Annotated in this window: 17 protein-coding genes, 1 tRNA gene and 3 pseudogenes; 14 read left to right on the top strand and 7 right to left on the bottom strand. The window is 69.7% G+C overall.

The features are described from left to right. Nucleotides 1-18 precede the first annotated feature (18 nt). From ACFXGN_RS28485 to ACFXGN_RS28475, 3 genes are all read left to right on the top strand, one after another. A complete protein-coding gene (locus ACFXGN_RS28485; RefSeq protein WP_384864623.1) occupies nucleotides 19-492 on the top strand; it encodes an NUDIX domain-containing protein in 474 nt (157 codons plus the stop codon). A 6-nt stretch (nucleotides 493-498) separates the two neighbouring features. After that, complete coding sequence (locus ACFXGN_RS28480) at nucleotides 499-1,680, top strand: XRE family transcriptional regulator (protein WP_384864621.1); 1,182 nt, start codon at nucleotides 499-501, stop codon at nucleotides 1,678-1,680. 329 nt (nucleotides 1,681-2,009) lie between these two features. Next, entirely contained in the window at nucleotides 2,010-3,359 is a 1,350-nt protein-coding gene (locus ACFXGN_RS28475; RefSeq protein ID WP_384864619.1) for a sporulation protein, read from the top strand. Here the strand turns inward: ACFXGN_RS28475 and ACFXGN_RS28470 are convergent. Next, a complete protein-coding gene (locus ACFXGN_RS28470) occupies nucleotides 3,356-4,270 on the bottom strand; it encodes a phosphotransferase enzyme family protein (protein WP_384864618.1) in 915 nt (304 codons plus the stop codon). The two genes, ACFXGN_RS28475 and ACFXGN_RS28470, sit on opposite strands and share 4 nt — an antisense overlap. A gap of 290 nt (nucleotides 4,271-4,560) precedes the next feature. Here ACFXGN_RS28470 and ACFXGN_RS28465 point away from each other — a divergent pair, with 290 nt between their 5' ends. After that, nucleotides 4,561-5,892, top strand: a complete 1,332-nt coding sequence (locus tag ACFXGN_RS28465) for an XRE family transcriptional regulator (RefSeq protein ID WP_384864616.1) — start codon at nucleotides 4,561-4,563, stop codon at nucleotides 5,890-5,892. Beyond that, complete coding sequence (locus ACFXGN_RS28460; RefSeq protein WP_384864614.1) at nucleotides 5,889-6,767, top strand: phosphotransferase family protein; 879 nt, start codon at nucleotides 5,889-5,891, stop codon at nucleotides 6,765-6,767. Before ACFXGN_RS28465 ends, ACFXGN_RS28460 begins: the two co-directional genes overlap by 4 nt. 541 nt (nucleotides 6,768-7,308) lie before the next feature. Here the strand turns inward: ACFXGN_RS28460 and ACFXGN_RS28455 are convergent. Further along, nucleotides 7,309-8,598, bottom strand: coding sequence for an endonuclease domain-containing protein (locus tag ACFXGN_RS28455; RefSeq protein ID WP_384864612.1), 1,290 nt, complete (start codon nucleotides 8,596-8,598; stop codon nucleotides 7,309-7,311). Nucleotides 8,599-8,831: 233 nt separating this feature from the next. Between ACFXGN_RS28455 and ACFXGN_RS28450 the strand changes: the two are divergent. The 4 genes and pseudogenes from ACFXGN_RS28450 to ACFXGN_RS28435 form a co-directional block, all read left to right on the top strand. Next, a pseudogene (locus ACFXGN_RS28450) lies at nucleotides 8,832-9,167 on the top strand (transposase family protein); the annotation flags it as partial. Nucleotides 9,168-9,340: 173 nt separating this feature from the next. Next, on the top strand, nucleotides 9,341-9,793 hold the full coding sequence (locus tag ACFXGN_RS28445) for a hypothetical protein (RefSeq protein ID WP_384864610.1): 453 nt from the start codon (nucleotides 9,341-9,343) through the stop codon (nucleotides 9,791-9,793). Nucleotides 9,794-9,810: 17 nt separating this feature from the next. Further along, on the top strand, nucleotides 9,811-10,563 hold the full coding sequence (locus tag ACFXGN_RS28440) for a hypothetical protein (protein WP_384864609.1): 753 nt from the start codon (nucleotides 9,811-9,813) through the stop codon (nucleotides 10,561-10,563). Nucleotides 10,564-10,680: 117 nt separating this feature from the next. Then, complete coding sequence (locus ACFXGN_RS28435; RefSeq protein ID WP_384864607.1) at nucleotides 10,681-15,933, top strand: sacsin N-terminal ATP-binding-like domain-containing protein; 5,253 nt, start codon at nucleotides 10,681-10,683, stop codon at nucleotides 15,931-15,933. A gap of 758 nt (nucleotides 15,934-16,691) precedes the next feature. Here the strand turns inward: ACFXGN_RS28435 and ACFXGN_RS28430 are convergent. Further along, a complete protein-coding gene (locus ACFXGN_RS28430; RefSeq protein WP_384864605.1) occupies nucleotides 16,692-17,597 on the bottom strand; it encodes a MerR family transcriptional regulator in 906 nt (301 codons plus the stop codon). Nucleotides 17,598-17,810: 213 nt separating this feature from the next. Here ACFXGN_RS28430 and ACFXGN_RS28425 point away from each other — a divergent pair, with 213 nt between their 5' ends. Together ACFXGN_RS28425 and ACFXGN_RS28420 are read left to right on the top strand one after the other, a co-directional pair. Further along, nucleotides 17,811-18,230, top strand: coding sequence for a hypothetical protein (locus ACFXGN_RS28425; protein WP_384864603.1), 420 nt, complete (start codon nucleotides 17,811-17,813; stop codon nucleotides 18,228-18,230). Nucleotides 18,231-18,700: 470 nt separating this feature from the next. Further along, nucleotides 18,701-19,117, top strand: coding sequence for a hypothetical protein (locus ACFXGN_RS28420; RefSeq protein ID WP_384864602.1), 417 nt, complete (start codon nucleotides 18,701-18,703; stop codon nucleotides 19,115-19,117). Nucleotides 19,118-19,345: 228 nt separating this feature from the next. Here the strand turns inward: ACFXGN_RS28420 and ACFXGN_RS28415 are convergent. From ACFXGN_RS28415 to ACFXGN_RS28405, 3 genes and pseudogenes are all read right to left on the bottom strand, one after another. After that, nucleotides 19,346-19,419, bottom strand: a tRNA-Met gene (locus ACFXGN_RS28415). Between the two features lie 54 nt (nucleotides 19,420-19,473). Next, nucleotides 19,474-19,680 carry a cold-shock protein gene (locus ACFXGN_RS28410; RefSeq protein WP_384864600.1) on the bottom strand — a complete coding sequence of 69 codons (207 nt, stop codon included), beginning with the start codon at nucleotides 19,678-19,680 and terminating at the stop codon, nucleotides 19,474-19,476. A 153-nt stretch (nucleotides 19,681-19,833) separates the two neighbouring features. Beyond that, a pseudogene (locus ACFXGN_RS28405) lies at nucleotides 19,834-20,124 on the bottom strand (HU family DNA-binding protein). A 569-nt stretch (nucleotides 20,125-20,693) separates the two neighbouring features. On the opposite strand from ACFXGN_RS28405, the gene ACFXGN_RS28400 reads away from it, so the two are divergent. From ACFXGN_RS28400 to ACFXGN_RS28390, 3 genes and pseudogenes are all read left to right on the top strand, one after another. Beyond that, nucleotides 20,694-20,855: a hypothetical protein gene (locus tag ACFXGN_RS28400; protein ID WP_384864598.1), complete on the top strand. Its 162-nt coding sequence runs from the start codon at nucleotides 20,694-20,696 to the stop codon at nucleotides 20,853-20,855. A 1,276-nt stretch (nucleotides 20,856-22,131) separates the two neighbouring features. Continuing rightward, nucleotides 22,132-22,539, top strand: a pseudogene (locus ACFXGN_RS28395) (TnsA-like heteromeric transposase endonuclease subunit); the annotation flags it as partial. A 562-nt stretch (nucleotides 22,540-23,101) separates the two neighbouring features. After that, nucleotides 23,102-23,419, top strand: a complete 318-nt coding sequence (locus ACFXGN_RS28390; RefSeq protein WP_384864596.1) for a hypothetical protein — start codon at nucleotides 23,102-23,104, stop codon at nucleotides 23,417-23,419. Between the two features lie 134 nt (nucleotides 23,420-23,553). Here the strand turns inward: ACFXGN_RS28390 and ACFXGN_RS28385 are convergent, their stop codons facing one another. Beyond that, nucleotides 23,554-24,285: an SMI1/KNR4 family protein gene (locus tag ACFXGN_RS28385; protein WP_384864595.1), complete on the bottom strand. Its 732-nt coding sequence runs from the start codon at nucleotides 24,283-24,285 to the stop codon at nucleotides 23,554-23,556. Nucleotides 24,286-24,552: the final 267 nt, after the last annotated feature.

Below are 24,552 nucleotides of genomic sequence, written 5' to 3'. Positions count from 1 at the left end.
TGCTACGTTCCGGAAGCCATGCCCGCCCTCGTAATCCAGGGACAGCCCATGTACAAGCCGTCGTTGTGGCCGGTCTCCGTCAAAGGCGTCGCCCTCGACTCGAAGGAACGGGTGCTGCTCCTGCACAACGAGCGGGACGAGTGGGAACTCCCGGGCGGGAGACTGGAGATCGGACCCGAGGGGCAGGGATCGGCGCCCGCCGACCACAGTCCCGGCGAGGCGCTGGAACGGGAACTGGCGGAAGAGAGCGGCTGGACCGTCGAGGCCGGGCCCCTGCTCGACGCGGGCACCTGGATCTACGAACCGGTGCCCGGCCGCCGGGTCCTGATCGTCACCTACGGCTGCACCGTCCTCACCCCCGACCGCGAACCGGTCCTGAGCCACGAGCACAAGAGGATCGGGCTCTTCCACCGCGACGAGGTCGGCCACCTGACCATGCCCGAGGGCTACAAGCAGTCGATCACCGCCTGGTACGACCACCCCGCGAGGTAGCCCCCCATGGACACCACCACCGGCGCCGGACCGCTGGCCCTGCGCCGCTCGGCACGGCTGCTCTCCTGGCACTGGGCGACGCCGGAGGCACAGGCCATCCTCGCCACCCGCAGCCTCGCCGCGATCCTGCGGTACCACCGGCGCGTCCACGGCACCAGCCAGCTGGAGACCGGCGAACTCCTCGGCTACGACAAGACCTACGTCTCCGCCCTCGAACTGGGCAAACGGCACCTGAACGACGTGGGGAGCCTGCGTCACGTTGCCGAGCGGCTCGCGGTTCCCGCGCATGTCCTGGGTGTCACCGACCCGGCCGACGCCGACCACCGGGCGATGCTGCAGTTCGGCGCCTCCACCGTGCGTCTCGCCGAGGTGGCCCGCCAGTGCGGACACGCCGCTGACGCCGTCGCCGAGCTGTGGCCGCTCGTCGCCCGCCTGGAAGCCCGGGCCCGACACGGCAGCACCGAACGGGACGTTCTCCGGCTCCTGGCCCACGCCCGGCTCAGCCTCGGCACCGCGCTCGGCAACGTCCTGCCCGAGGAACGCCTGGCCACCGCCGCCCACTGGACCGCCAAAAGCCTGAACGTCGTCCGCGCCTTCGACGACCCGGCCCTGACCACCACCGCCCTGCGGATGCACGGCAACGAACTCCGCAAGGCCGGCCTGCTCGGCGCCGCCGTCGACCGCCTCACCCAGGCCGCCGCCATCGCCCCCACCACGCAGGACCGAGTGGCGGTACTCCCGCTCCTGGCCCGCGCCGCCGGAGCCCTCGGCCACACCACCCTCTTCGACCACACCCTCCGCGACGCCTACCGGCTCCTCGACACCGTCGAGCACACCAGCCTCGTCAACCCCACCGCCCTCTACGAGATCCGTCTCCGGGGGCTCATCTCCACCGGGCGCACCCGGGACGCCATACGGCACGCCGAATCCGCTCCGCCGGCGCCGACCATCGCCGTCGCACCCCAGTGGCGCGTCATCGAACTCATCACCACCGGCCGCGCCCGCCTCCTGGCAGGCGACAAGGACGGAGCGGCCCACCTCCTCGCCACCGCCGTACACGAAGCCCGGGCACAACGCCTTCCCCACCAGCTCCAGCGAGTACAGCGGACCAGCCACCATGCCCTGGCCGACACCCATGAAGCGGCCACCCACGCCCTGGACCGGCTCCGGACCGAGATCGCCGCGTAACGGCAGGAACGCTCTGAGTGTCGTCGGCGCTGCGGGGCGGCTCCGGCAGGTGCGCGTTCCGGGGGCACACACCTGGGCGGTGTGCTGCTGCTCGGCCATCGGCTCCCCCTTGCCTCTCGCGGTCGGTGTGGACGGCCGTCGGAATGTGCCGTGCCGGAGAGTCAACGACGGGACTGCGCCGCGTGGGAGCGTTCACCAGGGGGTTCACGTGAACACTGCGCCGTGGACGGGGGGTTCACGTGTGAACCCCCCGTCCCGCTTGTGTCACCATGAGTGCTCGCGTCGTCGCTTTCAGGATGGCCCGGGGGTCAGAAGTGCCGAATGATCGCTTGACTGCCTTGATGGCGGAGGCGGGGGCCTCGAACAAGGGCCTGGCCAAACGTATGCGGGACCTCGCCGCGCAGCGCGGCATCGCCCTGGGGACGACGCATGTCGCCGTGCAGCGGTGGCGTGGCGGTGCGGGGATCCGGCAGCCCGCCGCGGGCATCCTCCGGGACGTGCTCAGCGGACAGCTGGGCCGTCGGGTCACTGTGGCCGACCTCGGCTTCGCCCAGGACGTGGAGGCCGGCGGCGGAGCGGACCGTGGGTATCCGCTGTGTCCGCGGGATGCGCTGACGGCTCTGGACGGGCTGGCGGGCTCGGATCCGGCCGCCGCGGCGGCCGGCCCGGCTGCCGCGGAGGACATGCTGACCGACACGGCGGTGCTGACGTGGCTGCTGGCCCGCCCCGACGGTGTACCCGTCGACACCGCGGCGGTCCGGCGGGTCGGGATGCGGGACGTCCAGGCGATCCGCACCGCGGGCGAGATGTTCATGAAGCTCGACTTCCTCTACGGCGGAGGCCACGGGCACCGGGCCCTGCGGCACTACTTCCGCCACGAGGTGCTGCCGCTGCTCGCCGCAAGCCACAGCGAGAAGGTCGGCACGGCCCTCTACGGCGCCGCCACCGAGATCGCGCAGCTTCTCGCCTGGACCGCGTACGACAGCGGCCATCACAACCTCGCCCACCGCTACCTGGTGTCCACCCTCCGGCTCACCCAGGTCACCGGCGACCGGATGGCCGGCGCCCGGATCCTGTCCAACCTCAGCCACCAGGCCACCTTCCTCGGCCACCACGCGCAGGGCCTCCGCTTCGCCCGCGCCGCCGTCGAGGGCGCCCGCCACCACGCCACACCCCGGGCCATGTCCCTCTACACCGCGATGGAGGCCCGCGCCCTGGCCCGGGCCGGCGACCCGGTGGGCACGGCCCGGGCCATGAACGAGGCCGAGCGCCACTTCGAGAAGGCGGAAACCGGCGACGACCCGGGCTGGCTCACGTACTTCGACGCGGCCGAACTCCAGGGCGAGCTCGCACACTGCTTCCGCGACCTCCAACAGCACCGCCAGGCGGTGCACCACGCCCACAGCGCCGTCACCCAGACGAATCCCCAGTACGCCCGCACTCTGGGCTTCTGCCGGATGGTCCTTGCCCAGAGCCTGCTGCTCCACGGCGAGCTGGAGGCAGCGGTGGACACGGCGAGCCTCGCCCTCGACGAGGGCGACTCCCTGCAGTCCGCCCGTTTCCTCGGCTACGTCGCCGACTTCCAGCAGGCGGTGCGGTCCCATGACGGCCACCCGCACGCCGTCCTGTTCCACGACCGGGTCCAGCGCGCTCTCACCCCGGCCGGCGAGGAGGACTAGCCGGGCTGCCAGTTCCTGATCGCCCGGTCATCGCGCAGCGCGGCGATCCGCCGTCCGTACTCGTCCGCGACCGCGTCGCTCTCGTCGACGTTCTGCATCAGCCAGGTCGTCATCCGGAACTCCTGAAGCCGCCGCAGCGTCTCGTAGCCCGGCCACTCGCGCAGATCCCGCCCGTAGGCGGCCACGAACTCGGAGTACTGCGCGGGGCTCTGCCACCGGAGGCTGTGATGCTCCACCGCGGTGACCATCAGGTCCCACTCGGGATGGTCGAAGCTGACGTTCTCGAAGTCGATCAGGATCACGCGACCGGCCGCGTCGACCATGAGGTTCTGCACGTGGGCGTCCCCGTGCACCGGGGCCCGCACCGAGTCGAAGCGCACCGCCGTGAGCTCCTCCCGGAGGCATTCGAGGTGCGAGCGCAGGAACGCCCGGTCCGCCTCCGGGATCGGCGCGCGCTGTATCCGCAGGCCCGTGCGGCCGAAGACGTCGAACGCGGGCAGCCAAAGCCCCGCCGGGGGCTTCAGCGCGTGGAAGGCGCGCAGCACGTCCCCCAACTGCCCGTACGTCGCCTTCCGGTTGCCTTCGACGATCAGATGCCAGAAGGTCACCGGGTGCCCGGCGACCACGACCGGCTGGCCGATCTCCTCCACGGTCCGGGCCGCCGGGAAGCCCTCCGCGGCGAGCCACCGGGAGACCGCGACCTCGTTGGCCACCCGCGGCAGATATTCCGCGGACCGTGCGATCCGCACGACCACCGGATGGCCGGCCAGCCGGAACAGCGCGTTCTCACCCACCCGGATCAGCGCCGCACCCGAGCTGTCCAGGCCCGCCTCGCGGCACGCCAGCTCCAGCAACCGCCAGGCGGTCCTGGACGTCAGCCCGGTCCGCACTTCGCCGACGTCGCCCGTCATGCCGGAACCACCTCTCGTCTCCACCGCACACGATCTGCGCCATCCGGGCCCGTCACCCCGACGGTACCCAGCACCGAACGGACCAGCCCGGTATCCGGACCGGGCCGTGTTCCGCGAGGGCGCCGGATGCGTGATCCAGTCAACGCGACCGGGCCCGCCGGCGGGAGGGTGCACCGGGGGTTCACCGCGAACACGCCGACTCTGAGGTGGGGTTCCGAAGTGATCACCCCGTCGATGTGGCGTGTGTCACCATGATCTTGGGGCGTCAGGGCCGGACGGCGGGGGAGAGCGTGAAGGCACCGAACGAGAAGCTGATCTCGCTCATGGCGGAAGCCGAGACGTCGAACAGCGGCCTCGCCAAGCGTATGCAGGACCTCTCCTCCCAGCGTGGCACCCCGCTCGGCACCACCCACGTCTCCGTCCAGCGCTGGCGGCACGGCGCGGGCATCCAGCCCGACACCGGCCACATCCTCTGCGCGGTGATGAGCACTCTGCTCGGCCGCCCGGTCACCCTCGTCGACCTCGGCTTCGTCCAGGAACTCCCCACCGCCGGCCCGGTCGAGCCGCCGCTGGCACCCGCCGACGACACCGGCCACGACGAGACCCACCGCGGGCGCGTCGAGAGAGCCGCACGCGAATCCCTGGAGTTCGCCGCCCTGGTCACCCCCGGCAACGTCACCGACGAGACCCTCGAGTACCTGTCCGACGACCTCGCGCGCATCGCCACCGCCTACGTCCACGCCCCCATGCCGCCCCTGTTCCGCGAACTGGTCGAGATCCGCGACGACCTCTTCCGGTTCCTCAACGGCCGCCAGAAACCCCGGCACACCAGAGAGCTCTTCTTCCTCACCGGAACGACCTGTCTCCTCCTCGCCCACGCCTCGCAGAATCTCGGCGACCCGCGAGCCGCCCTCGCCCAGATCCACACCGCCGACACCTGCGCCCGCCAGGCCGACCACCCCGGCCTCATCGCCTGGACCGCCGGCACCGCCGCCCTCATCGCTGAATGGTCACCCCGCCCCGCCCGAGCCCTCCGCCACATCGAACAGGCACGCCTCCACGCCCCCGCCGGCGAATCCCGCATCCGCCTCGCCGCCATCGAAGCCCGCACCGCCGCCCGCATCGGCGACCACCCCCGTGCCGCCCTCGCCCTCGCCCGCATGCGCACCGCCCAGGAAGACACCGCCCGCACCGACAGCCTCACCGACCTCGGCGGCATCCTCACCTTCCCCGCACCCAAGCAGGACTACTACATCGGCTCGACACACGCCTGGCTCGGCAACCACCCCCAGGCCGAACACCACGCCACCGCCGCCATCGACCAGTACACCCGCGGTCCCCGCCAGGAACGCTCCTACGGCGACGAAGCCCTCGCCACCGTCGACCTCGTCACCGCACGCCTTGCACAGGGCGACATCGACACCGCGGCCACCATCCTCCAGCCCCTCCTCGACCTCCCACCGGGCCAGCGCATCCGGCAACTCGGCGACGGACTCGAACGCGTCAACCACGCCCTCCAGCAGCCGCCCGTCCAGCACCACCCCACCGCCCGCGAACTCGCCGACCTGACCCGACGATTCCCCGCTCCCGACCCCACCACCGCGCTACCGTCACACCGATGACCACCATGCGCACCTCACCACACGACGCCGTCCGCGACGCCAGCCGCCACCTCGGCCTGCCCCCAGGCCCGGTGACCCCCCTCCGCAGCCACGCCACCCACGTCTACCTCCTCCCCGACCAGCAGACCGTCGCCCGGGTCCGCCCCCTCACCGACGCACCCGCCAGCGCACGGACCACCACCCTCCTGCACTGGCTCCACGCACACGGCTTCCCCGCCACGCAGCCACTCGCAGACCCTGTCGAAGACCCCGCATCCGGCTACATCGTCACCTTCTGGACCCACTACCCCCAACCTCCCATACCGCCCCCGGCCGCCGCCCTCGGAACCCTCCTGAACGCCCTCCACGCCCTCCCGCACCCGCCGGTCACCCTGCCGCAGTACGAGCCCCTCGCCCACCTCCGCGACTCCCTCGACCGCACCACCACCCTCACCACCCGGCAGCGGACCTGGCTCACCACCGCGGTCGACGAGGCCGTCCACGCCTACCGCGCCCTGGACTCACCCCTCGGGCACGGTCTGATCCACGGCGACGCCTACCCCGGCAACACCCTCTGGGACGGTGACCTCGTCCGGCTCGGAGACTGGGACGAAGCCGCGACCGGCCCCCGCGAACTCGACCTCGCCAACACCCTCCAGGGCGCCGTCCGCTTCGGCCGCACCGAACGCGAGATCAACGAGTTCCTCGACGCGTACGGCCACGACCCCCGCCCATGGCCCGGCCTCCGAGTCCTGACCAGAATGCGCGACCTGCACACCCTCGGCTCCTTCATCCGCCGCGCAGACCGCGGCGACGACCGGGCCACCCACGAACTCACCCACCGCCTGCACACCCTGCAGACCGGCCACCACAACGCCCGCTGGGGAATCCACTGACCTCTGTGAGCGACCTGGTACGGGGACAGATCCAACAAACCGTGGTGGGAATCTGCGCACACCACCGCCTCAACGGGCTGACGCGCACCACCTGCACGCCCAGGCGGCACCAGATATGTCCAGGGCTGCCCCGGGAGTCCTGCGGGAACCCCCCCCCGGACCGTGCCGGGCCCGCTCAGCGGCGCCGGGCCCCGCACGGTGATGACCGGACCGTCGGACGTGACGGCGGCGCCGAGGTCACGCAGGGGCCGACGTGGCTGTCGCGGACGATGTGGCCGCTCCTCGACGCGGGAGGTGCCGGGGGCCCATGTGAGGAAGGCGGTTAGGCGCGGCATCGTCAGCCCTCCTCGCGCAAGAGGCCCTGACCATCACCGGCGCGACGAACGGCGGCATATGCCAACCCGAGGCAACGAAGGCAACAACCACTATGGACGGTGGGGCCCCTGCCATCAGGGCCGTCGGCCAGTTTCTGACCCGCATCGCGCCAGACAGGTCCGACAACCCAGCGAGCCATCCTCTCCCACACCTCACAAGGGTCTCGTCACGTCCGCGCGTTCGTGTCGGAGGCCGCTCGCGGGCCGGGCACCCCGGCACCGGGTTGCCCCGCCGCGAGCGCCCGGTCGACGAAGGCGCGCACCAGCATGTGCGCCTCGGCGGCGGGCACTTCCTCCTTCCACATCTTCGGCCAGTGCCGGTCGCAGTACAGGTCGAAGACGTGCCCGCTCGTGGTGGTGCCCTGGTGCCGGACGTGCGGCTGCACGGGGCAGCTGGTGTGCCGGGCATCGGCTTCAAGGTGAAGACCGGCTATCGCGGCGTGGAACCGCGGGGGAAGGGCTCGCTCCTCGCGGCAGCGGCTGCATTCCAGCAGGTGCGCTACGACCTCCTCCCGCCGCAGCAGGAGCTCCGGGATGCCCTTGCCCTCGAAGGTGTTGCAGCTGGCGCAGACCGGGCCGCGTACCAGGTCGTGCCCGTGGCAGTGGTCCCACACCGAGGCCCTGCTCGACTGACACAGCCGACACAGGTAGTCGTCAGCCCGCAGCTTCCGGGCCCGCATCTGCCCGTACGGCACTCCGCGCAGGTGTCCGGTGTACGCGGCGAACTCCGCCCCCGAACACGGCGGGCACATCGTCACGTACCCGGTCTTGGTCGGCGTCCTCCAGCCGCTCCAGCGCGGTCCTCGCGCCCGGCACCGCGAGCACACCCGAGCCCGCTCGAGGAGCTTCTCCTCCAGCGCCTCCCAGCGGTCCAAGAGGTCGACGTAGGTGCGGGGCAGCCACCAGCGACCATCGCTCCGGGTGAACAGCTCCAAGGGATAGGTGCCGGCGATCGTGGAAGCGCTCCCGGACCCGTCCCGCACGGAGACGAAATCCTCCCACGTCAGCTCACCCGGCAGGCCGTTCTCCCCGATCCGCGCCCGTTCGCTGCGCTCGGTGTACAGACGGTCCCGGGCCAGCTCCTTGTCCAGGGCCTCGTGGTACATCCAGCCGGCAATCTGGCCGCGCCAGTTCGCGCGGCCCCGAGCGTCCTCGTCCTCGGTGCTGCTCTCCTCACGCCATCGCTGTCCGGGGAGCACGACCTTGACCAGGTCGTTGTGCTCGACGGTCATGGCGGACAGGTCCCGGGCGGCCCGGCGTACGTCGCGTTCGTCGTACTGCCACGGCCCCTTGTGCTTGTACAGGCGCAAGGCGACGTCGCCGACAAGGACGTGCCCGTGGCAACGCAGGTGGTGCGACTTCGTCTTCAGCAGTGCCTCGGGGCGCAGGGGCAACGAGGCGTCGCGAGTCACGTCCGTGAAGATGGCGCACGCCAGTTTCGGGCTGATCATGGGCATGGGCGAAGCGTTCCAGCCCCCTCTGACAACACCCTCCCCAGATTCGCACACAGTCGTGAAAGGCCGAGCGCGTATTCGATACGCGTCCGGTGGCTCACTCAGACATCAGTCCGTCGCTCCCCGCTCTCGCGCCGTCGGTGCCCACGGGTCCGGCCGCTACTCCTCGCCGCCGGAGCCGTGGTCGAAGCCCTTGAGAACCGGGTCGGGCTCGGAGGCCGCGCCGCACAGCGAGCACAGCCCGGCCGGCGCCGGGCAACAAGGCCGACGCCCACGCGTGGCGGGAGTCGGACCTGCCCGCCCTGGCGGCGGGCGCGAACGTGATCGCGGACGGCGCCTACCTCGGCACCGGCCTGATCGTCCCGCACCGCAGGAGAGCCGGCTGCCCCCTCCTACGCGGCCAGGAGGAGGGCAACGCCGCCGAGCACCGACGGGTCCGTGCTCGTGTCCGGCACACCTTCGCCCGGATGGAGAACGGAAGATCCTGCGCGACTGCCGTCAGAAAGGCGACGGCCTCCACCACGCAGTCCAGGCCGTCGCAGCCATGCACAAACCTCGCCATGACACGGTGAAACAACAGGTCAGAAGCCATTCCGGCCTGCCCGGAGCGGATCTTCTAGGACCCGGCGGTACGCCTCTCCGTCACTCTTCGAGCGGGCATCCGAGACCTGGCAGAGGTGAACAATCGTGGCGTAACGGAAAGCTCATACGGTACCTGAGTCCGGTTCCCCTCTGGAGTGTACCTATGCGCGCAAAGTGCCTGATTCTGGCCGCCTTCTTGCTGCTGGCCGCCAGCACCCCCACACCCGCCTGGGCCCTCGGGCGGGTGCCGGGCGCACCGTCGCCCGAGCCCGTGGACGTCTTCCAGACCGGGGGTGATGCGGTGCACTACTCCAGCACGCCGCCGCCGACGATCTCCGCACACGGATGGTGGCTGGACCGGGACAGCGGGGGCGCCAAAGCGAAGGTCACCGTGGAGCTTCAGATCCAGAGCGGCGGGAGCTGGCGTACCGTGGCAACGGGCTCCAAGACCGTTAAGCAGGGCGGCGGGAGCGCCCGTCGGGCCAACGCCCGCAAGACGTGTGTGGGCACCAGGTCGACGACGTGGCGCAGCCGTGTCGACGTGGACATCATCGGTGTCGCCGATTCCCCCAACAAGCTGGAGACTCCTGGCAAGACGTTCAACTGCGGTGTCTGAGGGAGCGGAGGCTGGCCGTGGAGGACGGTGTGGGTGAGGGCGAGGACCCGCTGATGAGGGTCGAGGTCTATGGCGTGCTGGAACAGCATCCGTGGATCGGGCAGGTCAGCGTGGACCATGACCTGGAGGAGGACATGTTCAGCCTGGCGGTGAAACGGTCCAAGGCCTACGGGTGGAGCTCCACCGTCCTCGGTGCGGGTAACGAGCTGGGCGGCCGGCGCTGGACGCTGGCCGATGCCGGCGGTGACTGGTCCCAGGACGGACAGGTGCGGCAGCTGGCCTGGCTGAGCGTCTACCCGGCCGACGACCTGGCAGCCCAGCACCTTCCGGTGATGCCCATGACGCGGGTCCTCACCGATGTGCTCCAGCGCGTCGGTGAGCTGCGCTTGGCGGGGCTCCGTGTCCAGGTGCCGGTGCGGTTGGCCCGTGATGCGGGTTTCGACCTCCGGGCTGCCGCGGACTGGTTCGCGCTGGCCTCACCGGATGCCCGTGCAGACGTGACGGTCACGGTTTCGGCCGGGCCTGAGGTGAGCGCGGCGCAGGTGCTTGATGTCGCCGCGCGGTGCGGCCACGGACTTCTGCGCCTCCAGGAGGCCGGTCCCGGCTCCCCGGACATCGTGCTCGAGGGCACCTGTCCCGAATGGACCTCTGACGCCGCCGCGTGGATCGCGGACATCATCGTCGAATCGCTGCGCGCCGCCGGGGTACGGGCACCGGCCGAGATCACCGTCTTCCACAACGCGGAGCCGGGGGTACGCGCAGAGCGGTAGCGTCTCGTCCGGGACGAGACGAGGGGGAAAAGCGTGGCGGGGAACGCGTGTGCGGGGCGCCTGGCGGAGCTCGCGTACTCCGTGATGAGCGGGGCCCGGTCTGAGCAGGTCCGGCGGATGGCCCGGCAGGTTGACGCCGCTACCGACGAGTTCACCAAGGCGTACACCGGACGGTTCCTTCTCGAACTGCTGCAGAACGCGTACGACGCGCACCCGAGAGGCTCTCGCGGCGGCCGGGTGCACGTCCTTCTGGACGAGGACGAGGGCGAGTGGGGGACGCTGTACGTCGCCAACGGCGGCGATCCGTTCACCTGGGAGAACGTCAATCAGGTGTGTGAGCTCGCCCGGAGCTCGAAGGTGATCGGGGAGGGGATCGGTAACAAGGGCGTGGGGTTTCGCAGTGTCCTGCTGGTCAGTGAGGCGCCCGAGATCTACAGCACGGACCCGGACGGTCCTGGCGGTCCCGAGCTGGACGGGTACTGCTTCCGGTTCGCCTCTCGGCGGGACCTGGAGGAGTTCCTGGCGGGCGATGAGGACGCGCACGAGGTGGCGGCGGCGTTTCCTCTGCTCCAGGCTCCGTTGCCGGTCGCCGAGGTGCCGCCCGTGTGCCGGGAGCTTGCGGCGCGGGGGAACGTGACGGTTGTCCGCCTGCCGCTGCTGGAAGAGTCAGCGCGGGTCGAGGCCCGGAACCGGCTGGAGGAGCTCGCCCGGGCCAAGGTGCCCGTCATGCTGTTCCTCGACCGCCTCTCCAGTCTCACGCTGGAACGCAGGGCGGAGGGCGGCACCGTGCGCGACCTGCATGAATTCACGCGGTCGGAGAAGCGGTTCGCACCGCGGGGCACAGCCTTCGGGTCCCTGTCCGGATATGCCTCCGTCTCCTGCGCCACCGTGGATCTGGGGCCGTCTGGAAAGTTCCTGGTGTCCCGGCGCACCGTGGACCATGACCGGCTGGCACAAACGCTCCGCGATGCCGTGGCTGCCAGGCTCCTGAACAAGAAATGGGAGAAGTGGACCGAGCCCGCTGTCGTCGAGGTCGCGGTCCCTCTCGACACCGAGCACAGGAACAGGCGCGGCCGATTCTACACCTTCCTGCCGATGGGCGATGAGACCTCCTTCTTCCCCGGCCATGTCAACGCCCCGTTCTTCACCAGGACCGACCGGGCCGGCTTGCCGCGCGAGAACCCCCTCAACGCTCTGCTGCTGGACGTCGTAGCCGAGACGTGTCTGGCCGCGGCGGCGGTGCTGCGGCAGGTGCCGCGCGCGCCCTTCCGTCAGCTGGCGGTCGACCTGGTGAGCTGGGACAGCGGCAGACAGTCGGCGGGACGCCTGGCCACGGCGTCGCGTCACCTCTACGGGTGTGAGGTGTCCGCGCTTCCGCTCGTTCCCGTTCTCACCGCCGGCGACGCCGCGCCGGGCAAGGGCTGGGCTTCGGCACGGGAGGCGCTCCTGTGGCCCGACCTCGACCTGGCCGTCCTGACGGCGTACCGCGCGTGCGATGCCGGTGCGGTGGTGGCGGACCCTCGGGTCGGGGCTGACCGGCTGCACAGGCTGGAGGCGATGTGCAAGTCGCTGGGATGTTCGTGGGCGCCGAAGCCGCAGACGCTCGCGGACCATGCGGAGCGGATAGCCGGCGCTCTTCCGCTGCCCGGCTCCGAGCTTGAGAAGCCTGACCCGGCGTGGAGTGCTCTGTACGAGGATCTGGCCATCCTCTTCGCGGAGGACGGCCGCGTGCTGCGCGGCAGGAAGCTCCTGCTCACCAAGGACGGAAAGGTGGAACGCGCGAACGGGGAGGCGGGGGGAACCAGCTCGCGGAGCGCCCGGGGCCGGCGTGAAGCGTTCTTCCCGCCCGTCGCCGCGGAGCAGGCGGGGATACCGCCGGTTCCGGCTCAGCTCAGGGGACGGCTGGTCCTGCTCCATCCCGGTGTGGCCTGGTCCACGGGGAAGGTGCCCGGCCAGCGAGTGTCCGCCCGCGTGTTCCTGAGCGATGCCGAACTCGTCCGGCCCTTCGACGTGACGAGCCTGCTGACGCACGTGCGCCGGGCGCTGTCGGAGAGCACCGACCGCAGGCTGCGGCTGTCCGCGGTTCGGTTCGTCTTCCAGTTGTGGCGGACGCAGCGCGCGCTGGGCGGGACGAAGCTCGCCGCGCTCGGGCTGTACGTACCGACGGCCGACGGCCGGATGATCAGGGCGAGCAGCGCCTTCTTCGGCAAGGGATGGACCGGAACGGCTGCCGGAGAAGACCTTGCCGACGTGGCTTCGGCAGGGCAGAAGGTCTCCACGAGTCTGAAGAGCATCGCGCAGAGACTGATCGCCGCACCCGGGGAGTTCGTCAGGAAGGACGAGAGCTCCGAGGAATGGCGCATGTTCCTCGCGGAGAGCGGCGTGAACGACGGGCTGGCTCCGGTCCACTCCCCGGAAGCGGTGACACGGGAGAAGGGCAGAGAACTGGTCACCCGCCGCCTGGTCCGCATGGCGAAGGTGACACACCAGGTTCAGGCGCAATGGGAACCGCACATTGACCGCGCATACTCTGCTGCGCTCTACCCCCAGACGCCTTACCAGGGCACGCCCGCATACCAGCTGCCCGGGCAGGACATCGTCGGACAGCTGGGTGATCATGCCCGGCTCGCGTACGCGCGGCTCATACTGCAAGGGCTCGCACGCTGGGCTAACGCCCGCTTCACCAGCGTCTGGACCAGCGACGGCAGCCAGAGGGCCGACAAGGAGACGGTGATGACACCGCTCGCGGCGTTCATCAGAGAGCAGCCGTGGCTCCCGGTGCGGGGCCGGGACCGCGCAGTGCGGTTCGTACGGCCCGCCGACGTCTGGCACTGCCCTGAGGGGATGGAAGAGGAGCCCTCCTTCGTCCTGACCGTCGACCACCGCGTCCGTCATCTACTGGCCCCGGAAAGAGTCCGCACGCGTCTGCGGGAGATGCGGATGCCGACATGGGACAACCCGCGGGACAGTGTGCGGGTCCTGGCAGCTCTCGGGCGGCTCGTGGAGGAAGGGGCTCTGGACGACGAGGACCGCGCCGCCGTGCAGCGGGCCAACGAGCGCGCGTGGCAGACGTTCGTGGGGCAGCCCAACGCGGCGCTGCCCGCGGGCATCAGCCTGCTGGTGGAGACTGGGAATCAGCTGGCCGCTGTCGCAACCGCGACACGCGACGAGGACGCGGTGCTCTATGTCGGCGACGAGCGCGACAGTCTGAAGGCGCTCCTGGTCCGGGAGATGAAATACCCACTTCTGATCGCCCCCGGGGTCGCCGCCGACGCGGCCGGCCATCTGGGACGCAGCTGGCCGCACGGCACGGTCCGCCGGCTAGCCGACCTGACGTTCAGGGTGCGTATCGACGGCAAGCAGGTGGATCCCGCTGCGGAGCAGGAGGCAATCGTCGATCACCTGCCTTGGCTGCCGCTCGCCGTCACGGTTCTCGCCGACCACACGACGGCGGGCCCCCGGGCGAGCGAGTCGGAACTCGGCAGGATGACGGCCGCAGTCCAGCGGGTGCGGCTGCGCCGCTACCGCTCCTGGGAGATCGAACTCGACGGGCGCGCCGTCACGATGCCAGACCGTCTGGAAGGGGTCCTCCCGCTGGCCGACCCGGAGCATCCACTGATTCTGGCCCTGGAGGCGGATCCGCACTGGGGCGAGGTGCCCCGTCTTGTGGAAGCGCTCACCGAACTGATCGGCCACCCCGGCCTTGGCTACCGGCTCAGCCTGGCCGTCTACCGCCTCGCTGCCGTGCACGCTGATCTCCACAACCCCGCGGAGGACGAACTCGCCGAGGCCCTCAAGGTCACGCTTCTCCAGCTCCAGGAGACGCGTGGCCGCGTGGACGGGGCCATCGGCATGGTCCTGAAGCGCTGTTACCCCTTCCTCGTCCACGCCCTGGGCGCCGATGTGGCACGGACTCTGACCGTGCCGGCACCGCTCGACACGACGGACTTCCAGGCCATCCTGGAAGAACATGCGGGCGCCCTGCCGCTGCCCCCGCAGGAGTTCATCTCCCAGGCCCGCGCGGCTCGCGGCCTGGACGACCTGCGGATCAGACTGGGCGTCGGCTTCGCCGGGTTCAACACCACCTTGCAGTGCCTCGCCCCCGGCCATGAGCCGGTCAGTCACGCGAAGGACCACGAGGAAGCGCTCCACACCTACCTGGACCTGCACAGGAAGGGCCTCGTGAACCGGCTGCGCTGGGCCGTGAAGGACGACTTCGACGCCCGGCGCCCGATCCGGCACTGGCCGTCCCTGCGCGATCTGGACTGGATCACCGTCCCGGAGGCCTGGGCCCACACCGTGGAGACCGCCGACTCCGCCCGACTGGAAGAACTCGTAGAGGAACAGCTGACCCACCGTCTGGACCGGCCTGCACCCCACGAAGGCGAACGCCTCCCGGACCGCGACCAGGTGCGCGGTGCGAACAACCGGGCGATCAGTGCCGTGGCGTCCGACCTCGCCGCACTGGTCAAAGCGACCGGACGCCGCCCTCCCACGGTGCTCACCGAGGCAGACCCCGCCGACGAGGTCACCGCACTCCTCGACGGTGCCGGAGCGCTGGACTTCCGCCAGCTCTCCCCCGACGAGATCATCGGCTGGCTGAACGCTCTGGGCGGATGGCCTGAGGGTATGCCCCTCACGATGGAACCGGGACGGCACGGACTGACCGCGAGCGACCTGGACCGGGTACGCGACGAGGCGGCGAACAGGCGCCGCGAACGCGAGCGCAGCAGGGAGACAATCCGGGTCGGCGGCCGGGACTTCCACGTCCCGTCCGGCGACTTCTCCGAACTGACGGCCGAGCTTCAGGGGCACCTGGACGCGGGTCTGCGCCCCCGCGGCCGTGCGGTCTTCACCTACCCACAGGCCCCGGAGCCGTCCAAGGGGTCCTCAGGCCCGGGAACCGGCCGGGCCGGACGGTATGACCGCGCCGACACCGGACTGTCCCAGGCCCAGCGCGATGCCATCGGATACATGGGTGAGTGGTACGCCTACCACTGGCTGCTGGCGAATGAGGAAGCCGCCACGGACGAGTCCATCTGGGTCTCCACCAACCGCCGCAAAGCCTTCCCCGGTCTCTGCGGGGACAACAGCCTCGGATTCGACTTCAGCGTCGGGTCCGGCAAGCAGCCCCGCCTCTTCGAGGTCAAGGCAACCCAGGGCGAGGGCGGCCGCATCGACCTGGGAGAAACCGAGGTGCGCGCGGCCCAGCGGTACGCCGGCAGCGACCGCTGGCGGCTCCTGATCGTCACGCATGTCAACGATCCGGAACGGGTGAGCGTCAGCATGCTCCCGAACCCCTTCGGGAAACACGGACGCGGGTGCTACCGGGAGGAGGGCGGTGCACTGCGGTTCTCGTACCGGAAGTGACGGAAATCCGCCTCGCTCCGTCGGCTCCTTCCTCCTCGTTGTCTACCTGCCCCGGGTAGCCAGTGCCACATCAGGCAGACGTCGGCCTCAGTCGCCCGCCTGCGGTAGTCGCCGGTCGGCCGCATGGCGGTCTCGCAGGGCGAAGTATCGGCGGACCATGCTGTCCGCTCCTCGGGTTGGCATCGCCGGTGCCGATCGAGGAGCGCCGGGTACTCCGATGCATTCGTACTGTGCTGCGTATCTGTGCAACATCCCGTGGGTTCGATCGTGACTTCTTCGCCGTTGCGCCAGGTCAGCCGATCAGCCGGGATCGGGGAGCCGTGTGGATCATGACGGAACATCAGGAATCCTGAAGCCCCATCATGATCCACATGCGGGTACGCGGGCTCCTTCCTGCGAACCGCCTGATCAGACCCCCTACCGAGACAGCGGGCATCACGACGAACCCCCAGGTTGTCGCACACACCAGACCGGGCACTCAGCAGGCCGGGCTAGCCGGGCACCCGGCGGATCGGCACGGCCGGACACAAGCTGCCTGCGGCCCTTCACGCACCCTCACAGCGCGGATCGGGCCCAGTGAGCACCTGGTAACCCTGCGGCAGGACACCACGCACCAGAAGCATGCCCCGGGCTCCGCAGCGCTCTGCTCCGCGAGCCCCAGCGCGCCCCCCCCGGGACCGCGAGTCCCGCCCAGCGGGCCGCAGCACCACCCACCAGCCGAACACACCCCAACCGGAGCCGGGAAGTGCCTGCACTGTCTATGGCGAGCTGGTGTGTTGGTGCGTCGTGATGAGCGCTTCCACGAGCCAGCAGTGGGTGCTGCCCACAGTGGGCCTTTGGCCGGTGGTGAAGATGGAGATGTGCTGCCAGTAACGGCGGAACAACGGGACGGTGGTGCGGAACTGCGCGCCCATGAAGGCGCGAAAGTCCGGGCTGTCGTCCTGGCCGCGGGCGCGGGCGCAGGCACGGGAAAACTTGTCCAGTGCCTCCCCGGGCTGCGGGGGCAGACCGGCGGCGAGGTCCGCTTCGGCGATCTCGGCAGCTTCGATCAGTTCGGTGTACAGCGACGCTTTGTCCCGCACATGAGGCGCAGCCCAGTACGTCCGAAAGCCCGGTTGCGCGATGAGGGCGTGCAGTTCGGCATAGGCCAGTACCGCTTGAGGCGAAGGGTCCTGCGGTGGATCCGGAACGGCTTGCGCGGTGATCAGGTCGACCAGGCGCGAGGGCACATCGGCGGGGATCACTCGCTCCCAGGCCCTGCCGAGGTCGAGAGGGGCTTCGGACAGTCGTTGCACCCGGGACAGTACGGACAGCCGGCGCAGCCGCTCCTGGTCGGAGCAATCGTCGAGGGCTTGCAGAGTGGCCTGGCGCCAGCTCAGTTCGGCTAACCGTGTCCGCGTCCGGTCGAGCGCGCGTGTGACCAGATCGCTCAAGGAGCGTTCACCGGTGGCGAGCTGGGTGATGGTGGCGATCGGGGTGTCCAGGGCGCGCAGCTGCTGCACCAGCCGCAGCTGCTCCAGCGCCTCGTACGTATAGCGACGGTGGCCGCCGGCACTGCGGTGCGCCATCGGGAGCAGTCCGATGTCGGAGTAGTACCGGATCGTCTTCACTGGTAGCCCGGTGTGGGCCGCCAGGTCTCCGATCGTCCAAGTTATGTGGCTCATCTACTTGAACCTCCAGTGCGCTGGAGATCCTAGTGTATGAAGCGCCAGGGCGAGAGGCGAGAGCCTCGTCTCTGGCCCTGGCGTCTGGTGGCCGACAGCGAACCGTGTCGGTCGCGGGAGTCCTGTGGCCGAAGAACAGCAGCCGGTGCGGACAGCGCATTCCCCGCGCTCTTGCCTCTCCGGACACCGAGTTCACCATCAAAGGAGCAGATCATGATGATGAGGACCGCAGCAGCGGCCGTCACCTGTCTCGCCGCTCTCGGCACGATGGCAAGCCCCGCACAGGCAGACGGCGGTGACACCGCCGTCGGCAGCGTGACGGTGTCACCGTTCGCCGGCGAGAACGGCTGTGTCAGCACCACTGGTGCCACCGTCTGCTTCCTCCACAACGGCGACAAGATCCAGGTCACGGACACCAGGTCCGACGGCCTGCGGGCGATCGGTCAGTTCAGGTTCAACTACGACCGTCCGCCTGGCGAATGCCAGAACCCCCACGGCGCGGGTACGACCGCCGAGTGCAACTACGACATGCGGGAGCAGGGCCAGATCAGCATCCGGGCCGTCACCCGGAACGGCGCGACCGGACCGAATGTGAACGAGAGCGGCTGGAGCCGCTGGCTCAACATCGGATAGCCAGAACGCCGAGCCGCCGCCTCTGATGCGGGGTGGGGGTCCGCTCGGCGGCGCTCACCGCCGAGCGGACCTGCTCCCGTTATAGGGGGAGGGTCCGCTCGGGCGAAGGGCCACCCCCGGTGCTCACTTGCCCGGACGGGGCGAGAAGCGCCAAGGGTCTCGTACAGCCGCCGCCAGCCTGCCGCACCCGGCCTTCGCGGCCGCCGGGCACCGCGGCGCCCTTGTGCTCACATGCCCGATTCCGGGTGAACATGACCGCAGGTCGGCCGGGCCCCGACCGCACCAGGCGATGCACCAGGCCTGCCCTCCGGAGCGCGGGGCCGGTGGCCGCTCCGCAGCTCATTCGCCACGACAAGGAAAGGCAGGGCCCGTTCATGATGAGTTCTGTCGGCAGGACGCTCCTTGCGGCACTTCTCCCCATCGGCCTGATCCTCCCGGCGGGTCCGGTACGGGCCGATGTCCCCGATTCAGTGAACTGGCCCAGGCCGAGGTTCCTGTCCTACAACGTCTGCGGCGCGTCGTGCACTGTCTACCAGGGTTCGAAGCCCGCCTGGCGCGACAAGGTGGTCGGTGCCGTGGACGCCTGTGACGCCGACCTGCTCATGCTCCAGGAACTGTGCCACGGACAGTGGACACTCCTCCGGAACGCGCTCGGGAACCGCACCTCCGGCGGGCCCCCGTACGACTCGGTCTGGAGCGCGGCACTGGGATCGGCGCCGGGGTGTCAGGCCGTACTCCTGGAGCGGCCCGGCCGCGAAAGGGCCAGGCTGACACTGTCGGTCGAAGCGCGGCACAAACAGCTCAGCACTGGTCAGGCGGTTGACCCAGAGGAGGCGCGGGCCTGGGTGGAAGCGATCGTGGGTCCCGCGTGGCTGCCGCACTTCTAATCTCCCGGGGCCCTGAGCGGCTCTGCCGCGGACAGGATCTCACCGTCGAGGCCGCTGACGACGCAGTACTTCTACCTGTTCCTCGCCGCGGACTGTATCTCGCACGCCGAGCCAGAGCATCATCTCGGTGTGCATTTGACCTCGCTCGTCCAGACGCCCTGAAGATCGCCCCAGATCCGGCCAGGCATGTGAGAAGGGCCCGGCATCAGCCGGGCCTCTTCCCTTTCGTAGCGGGGACAGGATTTGAACCTGCGACCTCTGGGTTATGAGCCCAGCGAGCTACCGAGCTGCTCCACCCCGCGTCGGTGAGGCCACTCTACACAGTGACTCGCGGGGCGGCGCGCGTTCTTCTGGGGTCAGCGGGCGCGGACGATGTTCTCGGCCTGGGGGCCCTTCTGGCCCTGGGTCACGTCGAAGGTGACCGGCTCGCCTTCGGCCAGTTCACGGTAGCCGTTGCCGGCGATGTTGGAGTAGTGCGCGAAGACGTCCGGTCCGCCGCCGTCCTGCTGGATGAAGCCGAAGCCCTTCTCGGCGTTGAACCACTTCACGGTGCCGCTGGCCATGCGTTCGTCCTTCGAGATCGCCGGGTATGTCTCGGTCGGGCTGTGTATGGGGCCCTCCTTGTTGGAGGCTGTCCGGCGTCGTCCTACCCCGTGGGAGCGGATCCTATCCGGCTGGTGCGCGGGTGTGGCAGCCCAGCGGCTGCAGGGAAGGGGCTACTTGCCCTTCGCGGCTTCCTTGAGCTTGGTTCCGGTGGACACCTTTTGACGCTGTAGCCGGCCGGGATCTGGATGGGGTCACCGGTCACCGGTCTGCGGGTTACGGGCGGTGCGAGCGGCACGGTGGGTGCGCTCGAAGGTCAGGAAGCCGGGGATGGTGACCTTCTCGTCGCCCTTGGCGACGATCTCGCCGACGGTCCCGGCGAGAGCGGCCAGCACGGCATCGGCGTCCTTGCGGGTCACCTCGGCGCGCTCGGACAGGGCGGCGATCAACTCACTGCGGTTCATGAACGTGGTGCTCCGTGATACTCGGGGTACCACGGCCGCCGGCGGGCGGACGCGGCGCGTGGAACCCATCCTGTCACCGGGGTCGGACATCACCGCGCCCCGGTGTCGACGGCGGGTCGCATGTGGCTGGCCTACCGCTGGCCTGCCGCCCCTGGAAAGGGCACCCTCACCGCCGAGACCACTCCGATCACGAGACGGACGGCCTGATCCCGGAAAGCAGGAACGCGGACCGTGGCCCCAGCCTGGGCTGGAGCTGAGTGGGAACGGTGCCAGCAGACTTCCTGCCGCCCGGCCCAGCTCCGTTACCGGAACCACCAGGCCCGGAGGTGTCCCGCAGTACCTGGTCGTCACGGTGGCCGCATGGCGGCAGACCAGGGCCAGGACGCCACCTGCGGGGGCTTCTCTTCCTCGAGGCCGGCCAGCCCCTTCGAGGCGATTGCGCTTGGGTCCGTCGGACCCCGTCCTGCAGTCGCCCACGGCTATCACCGCCTCAGATCGCGTGCTGGTGCCGACGGTGCGCCAAATGATACTGACCGGCGAGCCCGAACACCTGTCGGTATGGTCGGTCCATGAAGAACGTGCCAGAGAGCGTGGATCACGAGATCCTGAACGGCCGGATCATCCATGCGATCAAGGCGTACCGGGATGCGTCGGGCTGCACGATCCATGAAGCGATGGACTTGGTCGAGGAACGCCGAACGGAGCTTCACCGCGACCAGCCCAGTGCCTGACCCGGTCAAATCCTCCTGGCAATCGGTCAAGGTCACGTGTCAGAGGTCACCGGAGAAGTCGCTCGGAGCAGCAGAGGGTGGGGGGTTGTCCCGTCTATGACGATCTGGTCCCTGTCTCAGATGATCTGGTCCAATTCACTCGCCGTCTCAGGTGACCTGGTCTCACGGGTGCTACTCGTAGATGCGCGCGACCGAGAGTTGCAAGGCGATGGATCTCCACGTGACTGGGTCGAGCTGGGTATGGAGAGGCGAGTTGGCTCCTACCCAGGCGGACCAGGAGAGGAGCCAGTCGTGGAGGTTGCTGTGTGCCCAGTTGCCTCCGTCGCCGGTCCATTCGCCGCGGTCGGTCCTCGCCTGGCGTTCGCGTTGTTCTCGGGCGAAGTCGGTGGCGAGTGTCGCGGCGTACGTGCGCAGGTCCCGGGCGGTGTCGACTTCCTCGGGCTTGGTGTCCGAGTCGGCGAGTACGCAGTTGAATCCGGCGGGGTCGTGCGGACCGTGTTGAGTTGGTAGGCCAGTCCGCGCCAGCCAGGCTGGTCGAGGGCTTCCTCGTGCAGCAGGTCGGTGCTGTCGAGGCGGCTGCCCAGGAGGCGGACCCATCCCCACAAGAAGCCGTTGATGCTCCGGTGGGTCCAGCGCTGGGCCTGGGGTGCCTCGGGGTCCTGGCTGCTGCAGGCGTGCTCGCAGTCGAAGGCTAGGAAGCGGAGGAAGGCGGCGAAGTCCGCTCGGGAGTCCACCTGCTGCCAGGAGTCGAGGTTTCGGGATGTCGGCACATCGAGAGGTTATGAGCCCCGCTGGCCTGCGTCGACCACATTGTTTGAGACAGATGGTCACTCTTTCGGGTGGCATCGCCGGGCTCTGCCCATGGGGGCGGAGAGCGTGTTCCACGCTCGCAGTGACAGGGATGGCGACAACACGGAGGACCGAGTGGATGGTTCCGCAGTGGCGCTCTCTGCCGGCGAGCCCGTCCCGGATGTCGAGGTCGGATTCGTCGACGCCGACGGTTTCGAGCGCTCCGGTCCTCTGGCGCGCTGCTGGTCCGAGCCCTTCGAGCTCGCCTCGTCGGCGCGGTCGTTCAACTCGTTCAAGGGCCAGAAGAACTTCACCGGGGAATACTGGGCGGCGGTATCACGCTCCCTGGTGGGCTATGAGTCGTGGGTGGAGCGGGACGCGATGATGGCCCTGGACTTCGACCCGGCCGTGGTCGCCCTGGCATCCCAAGCCCTTCCGCCTCGCCTGGTCGGACGGGAACCGGGACCGGGAGCACACGCCGGACTACTTCGCGCGGCTGGCGGACGGCACTGGCGTCGTCGTCGACGTGCGACCCGAGGGCCTGGTGGACGAGGCCACGGCTGAGGTGTTCGCGTTCACCGCGTGGGTCTGTGAGTCGGTGGGCTGGCAGTTCCGTCAGGTCGGCGACCTGGACCAGCCCTATCGGGCCAACCTGCGCTGGCTGGCCCGCTACCGACACCGGCGCTGCTATCGGGAAGCAGTGGCCGACCATCTGCTGGAGGTCTTCGCCGAGCCTCAGCCGCTGTTCGCCGGGGCGGAACGGTTCGGGGACCGGCTGGCCGTCCTGCCAGTGCTCTACCACCTGCTCTGGCGCCACGAACTGACAGCGGACCTGCTGGCAGCACCGTTGGGCACAGGCACCTTGGTGCGGCTGGCGTCCCAGGGCTCGGCATGACGTCCGCGCGGCCCGGGCAGCTGCGGGCTCGGGGACCGGGTCCGGTTCCAGGAGCACGTCTATACGGTGGTCGGCCTGACCGGGATGCGGATCCGGCTGGCCGACGCGCACGGCGTCGGCATGCTCGTCGACCAGGTCCACCTGCAGTCGGCCCAGGACTTCACGGTACTTGGCGCCGGCGACCGGACCGCCCTGGGCTCGGCCGCACTGCTGGACCACCTTCCGGGGCCGGTGGCGGAGCGCGCCCGGTGGTGGCAACGGCACCTGGTCGAGCTGATGACCGGACTGCCGCCGGACGCCCCGGTCGGGGTCCGGCCCCGAGCTGAGTACGACCCGGCGCTTCACTCGCTGGCGGAGCGCGAGCGGGCCAAGGCGGCAGAGCTGGCCGCGCTGGGCGAGGAAGTGACCGCGCGGACCGTGAAGCGCAAGCGTCAGCGCTACGAGGCCGGTGGGATCGCCGCGGTGGTCGACGGCCGGGTTCTGGGCCGCGCGGTCCGCAGCCGGCCGGCTGCGGGGGTTCGACGCCACGAGCCCGGCGGCCACGGCGCCCCACAGCCAGGCCGTGTTCACCGGCCGTGTGGCGGCCTTCGAGGAGCAGCGGCAGATCGAGGGCTGGACGCAGGATGTCTACCGGGTCGAGGTGGGTTCCGTCCTGCGCGGAGACCTGAGAGGCACGGTGCGGGTCACCTACGGCCTGGATGAGGGAACGGCCCCCCGGCTCCAGGCGGGCCGCACGTACCTGTTCGCGACCAACGCCTGGGCCGATCCCGTCCGGGATGGTCACGCGCAGTTGTACTTGGGAGAGATGGAGTTGGTGGACGACGCGCAGCTCGTCGCGTGGAAGAAGGCGGCGGCCCTTCCGCTGGTGGCGGCGCAGTAGGGCGGTGTCAGGGGAGCGGGCGGGATCGCCACCGGAACTCGGCCGGGTGGAGGCCCGCTTCTTGAAGGCGCCGCGCAGGACTCGATGACGCGACCACGGGCCGCCGGGCGGCTGGCAGAAGGCCGGAACATGATCTACCGGAAACCGTTCAGCCAGTCGCCCGGGAGCAGGTCACGTATTCCGTCGAGGGCTGCTTCGGTGCGGCCACGGGCCAGCAGAGCCATGCCGTCGTCGTCACGCAGAAGCACGTCATGGCCCAGGAACCAACGGATGGCGTGCTCTTCCTCGCCCATCGGATAAGCCGGGAACGGCAGCCGAGTGCAGTTCTGTTCCAGCAGATCAACGCCGTAGTCGTCGAAGTCGCTCAGGAAGTCGCAGAGCTCGCCTTCGGCCTGCAGGGATTCCGACAGCACGATCTCGATGATGCACAGGGACAGCCGCTCCAGCCAGCGCTCCCACCGTTCGGCAGCCTTGTCAGCCAAGTCGGCCCTGATGAACACGGCAGGGTCTTCGTCCACCACCTCATCGAGGAGGATCCCCCAGGAACAGGCCCCCTGGTTCTCATGCCGGAAGACCAGAGCTTCCTTAGCCTCGTCCACATACAGCTCTGACGGGCTGAGCAGGACGTCATGGTTGCTGGTCAGGTCCCGACGGCGGCCGAGCAGCAGATACGCCTCTCGGAGCGCCAGTGGCAGCCGGAAGCCGAGCCTCTCCTCCGCGGCCACGAGATCCGCCTCGCCCCAGCCGTCGTCATCACCAAGCGCCTCCGACCAGTTCACAACGAACCCGCGGATGAACTCCCAGGCGCCCCTGCGGCCTTCCATACCCGCAGCGAGCGACCGCACCATATCGAACTCACGTGTCATGACAGGACGATATCGGCTCCACCCACGCAGCCCTCGGGCACCTGCACAGAGCGGTCGACACGCCGGTACTGGTGCTCTCGGAACTCAGTGACATTTCCACTCGTAAGATCAACATCCGCTGCCGAAATTCGGCATCAAACGCTCTTCGTCATCACCTACGAAGCCAGGTAACGCGACCTCCTGGCGGGTGGGGGCGACCTGCGCATCGTCGACTGGTCGTGGGCTGTTCAAGGGCCCGCCTGGTCGATCCGGATCTGTGGGCCACCC

Origin of the sequence: Streptomyces sp. NPDC059247, from assembly GCF_042754005.1 — a bacterium.
Taxonomy (GTDB): domain Bacteria; phylum Actinomycetota; class Actinomycetes; order Streptomycetales; family Streptomycetaceae; genus Streptomyces.
The sequence above is the reverse complement of the archived record's forward strand: the minus strand, read 5'-3'. Positions and strand labels throughout refer to the sequence as shown.

What these genes read in the sequence shown, in the direction of transcription:
- ACFXGN_RS28485 (WP_384864623.1), top strand. Translation starts at nt 19, where the DNA reads ATGCCCGCCCTCGTAATCCAGGGACAGCCCATGTACAAGCCGTCGTTG.
- ACFXGN_RS28480 (WP_384864621.1), top strand. Translation starts at nt 499, where the DNA reads ATGGACACCACCACCGGCGCCGGACCGCTGGCCCTGCGCCGCTCGGCA.
- ACFXGN_RS28470 (WP_384864618.1), bottom strand. Translation starts at nt 4,270, where the DNA reads ATGACGGGCGACGTCGGCGAAGTGCGGACCGGGCTGACGTCCAGGACC.
- ACFXGN_RS28460 (WP_384864614.1), top strand. Translation starts at nt 5,889, where the DNA reads ATGACCACCATGCGCACCTCACCACACGACGCCGTCCGCGACGCCAGC.
- ACFXGN_RS28455 (WP_384864612.1), bottom strand. Translation starts at nt 8,598, where the DNA reads ATGCCCATGATCAGCCCGAAACTGGCGTGCGCCATCTTCACGGACGTG.
- ACFXGN_RS28445 (WP_384864610.1), top strand. Translation starts at nt 9,341, where the DNA reads ATGCGCGCAAAGTGCCTGATTCTGGCCGCCTTCTTGCTGCTGGCCGCC.
- ACFXGN_RS28435 (WP_384864607.1), top strand. Translation starts at nt 10,681, where the DNA reads ATGGCCCGGCAGGTTGACGCCGCTACCGACGAGTTCACCAAGGCGTAC.
- ACFXGN_RS28430 (WP_384864605.1), bottom strand. Translation starts at nt 17,597, where the DNA reads ATGAGCCACATAACTTGGACGATCGGAGACCTGGCGGCCCACACCGGG.
- ACFXGN_RS28425 (WP_384864603.1), top strand. Translation starts at nt 17,811, where the DNA reads ATGATGATGAGGACCGCAGCAGCGGCCGTCACCTGTCTCGCCGCTCTC.
- ACFXGN_RS28410 (WP_384864600.1), bottom strand. Translation starts at nt 19,680, where the DNA reads ATGGCCAGCGGCACCGTGAAGTGGTTCAACGCCGAGAAGGGCTTCGGC.
- ACFXGN_RS28400 (WP_384864598.1), top strand. Translation starts at nt 20,694, where the DNA reads ATGAAGAACGTGCCAGAGAGCGTGGATCACGAGATCCTGAACGGCCGG.
- ACFXGN_RS28385 (WP_384864595.1), bottom strand. Translation starts at nt 24,285, where the DNA reads ATGACACGTGAGTTCGATATGGTGCGGTCGCTCGCTGCGGGTATGGAA.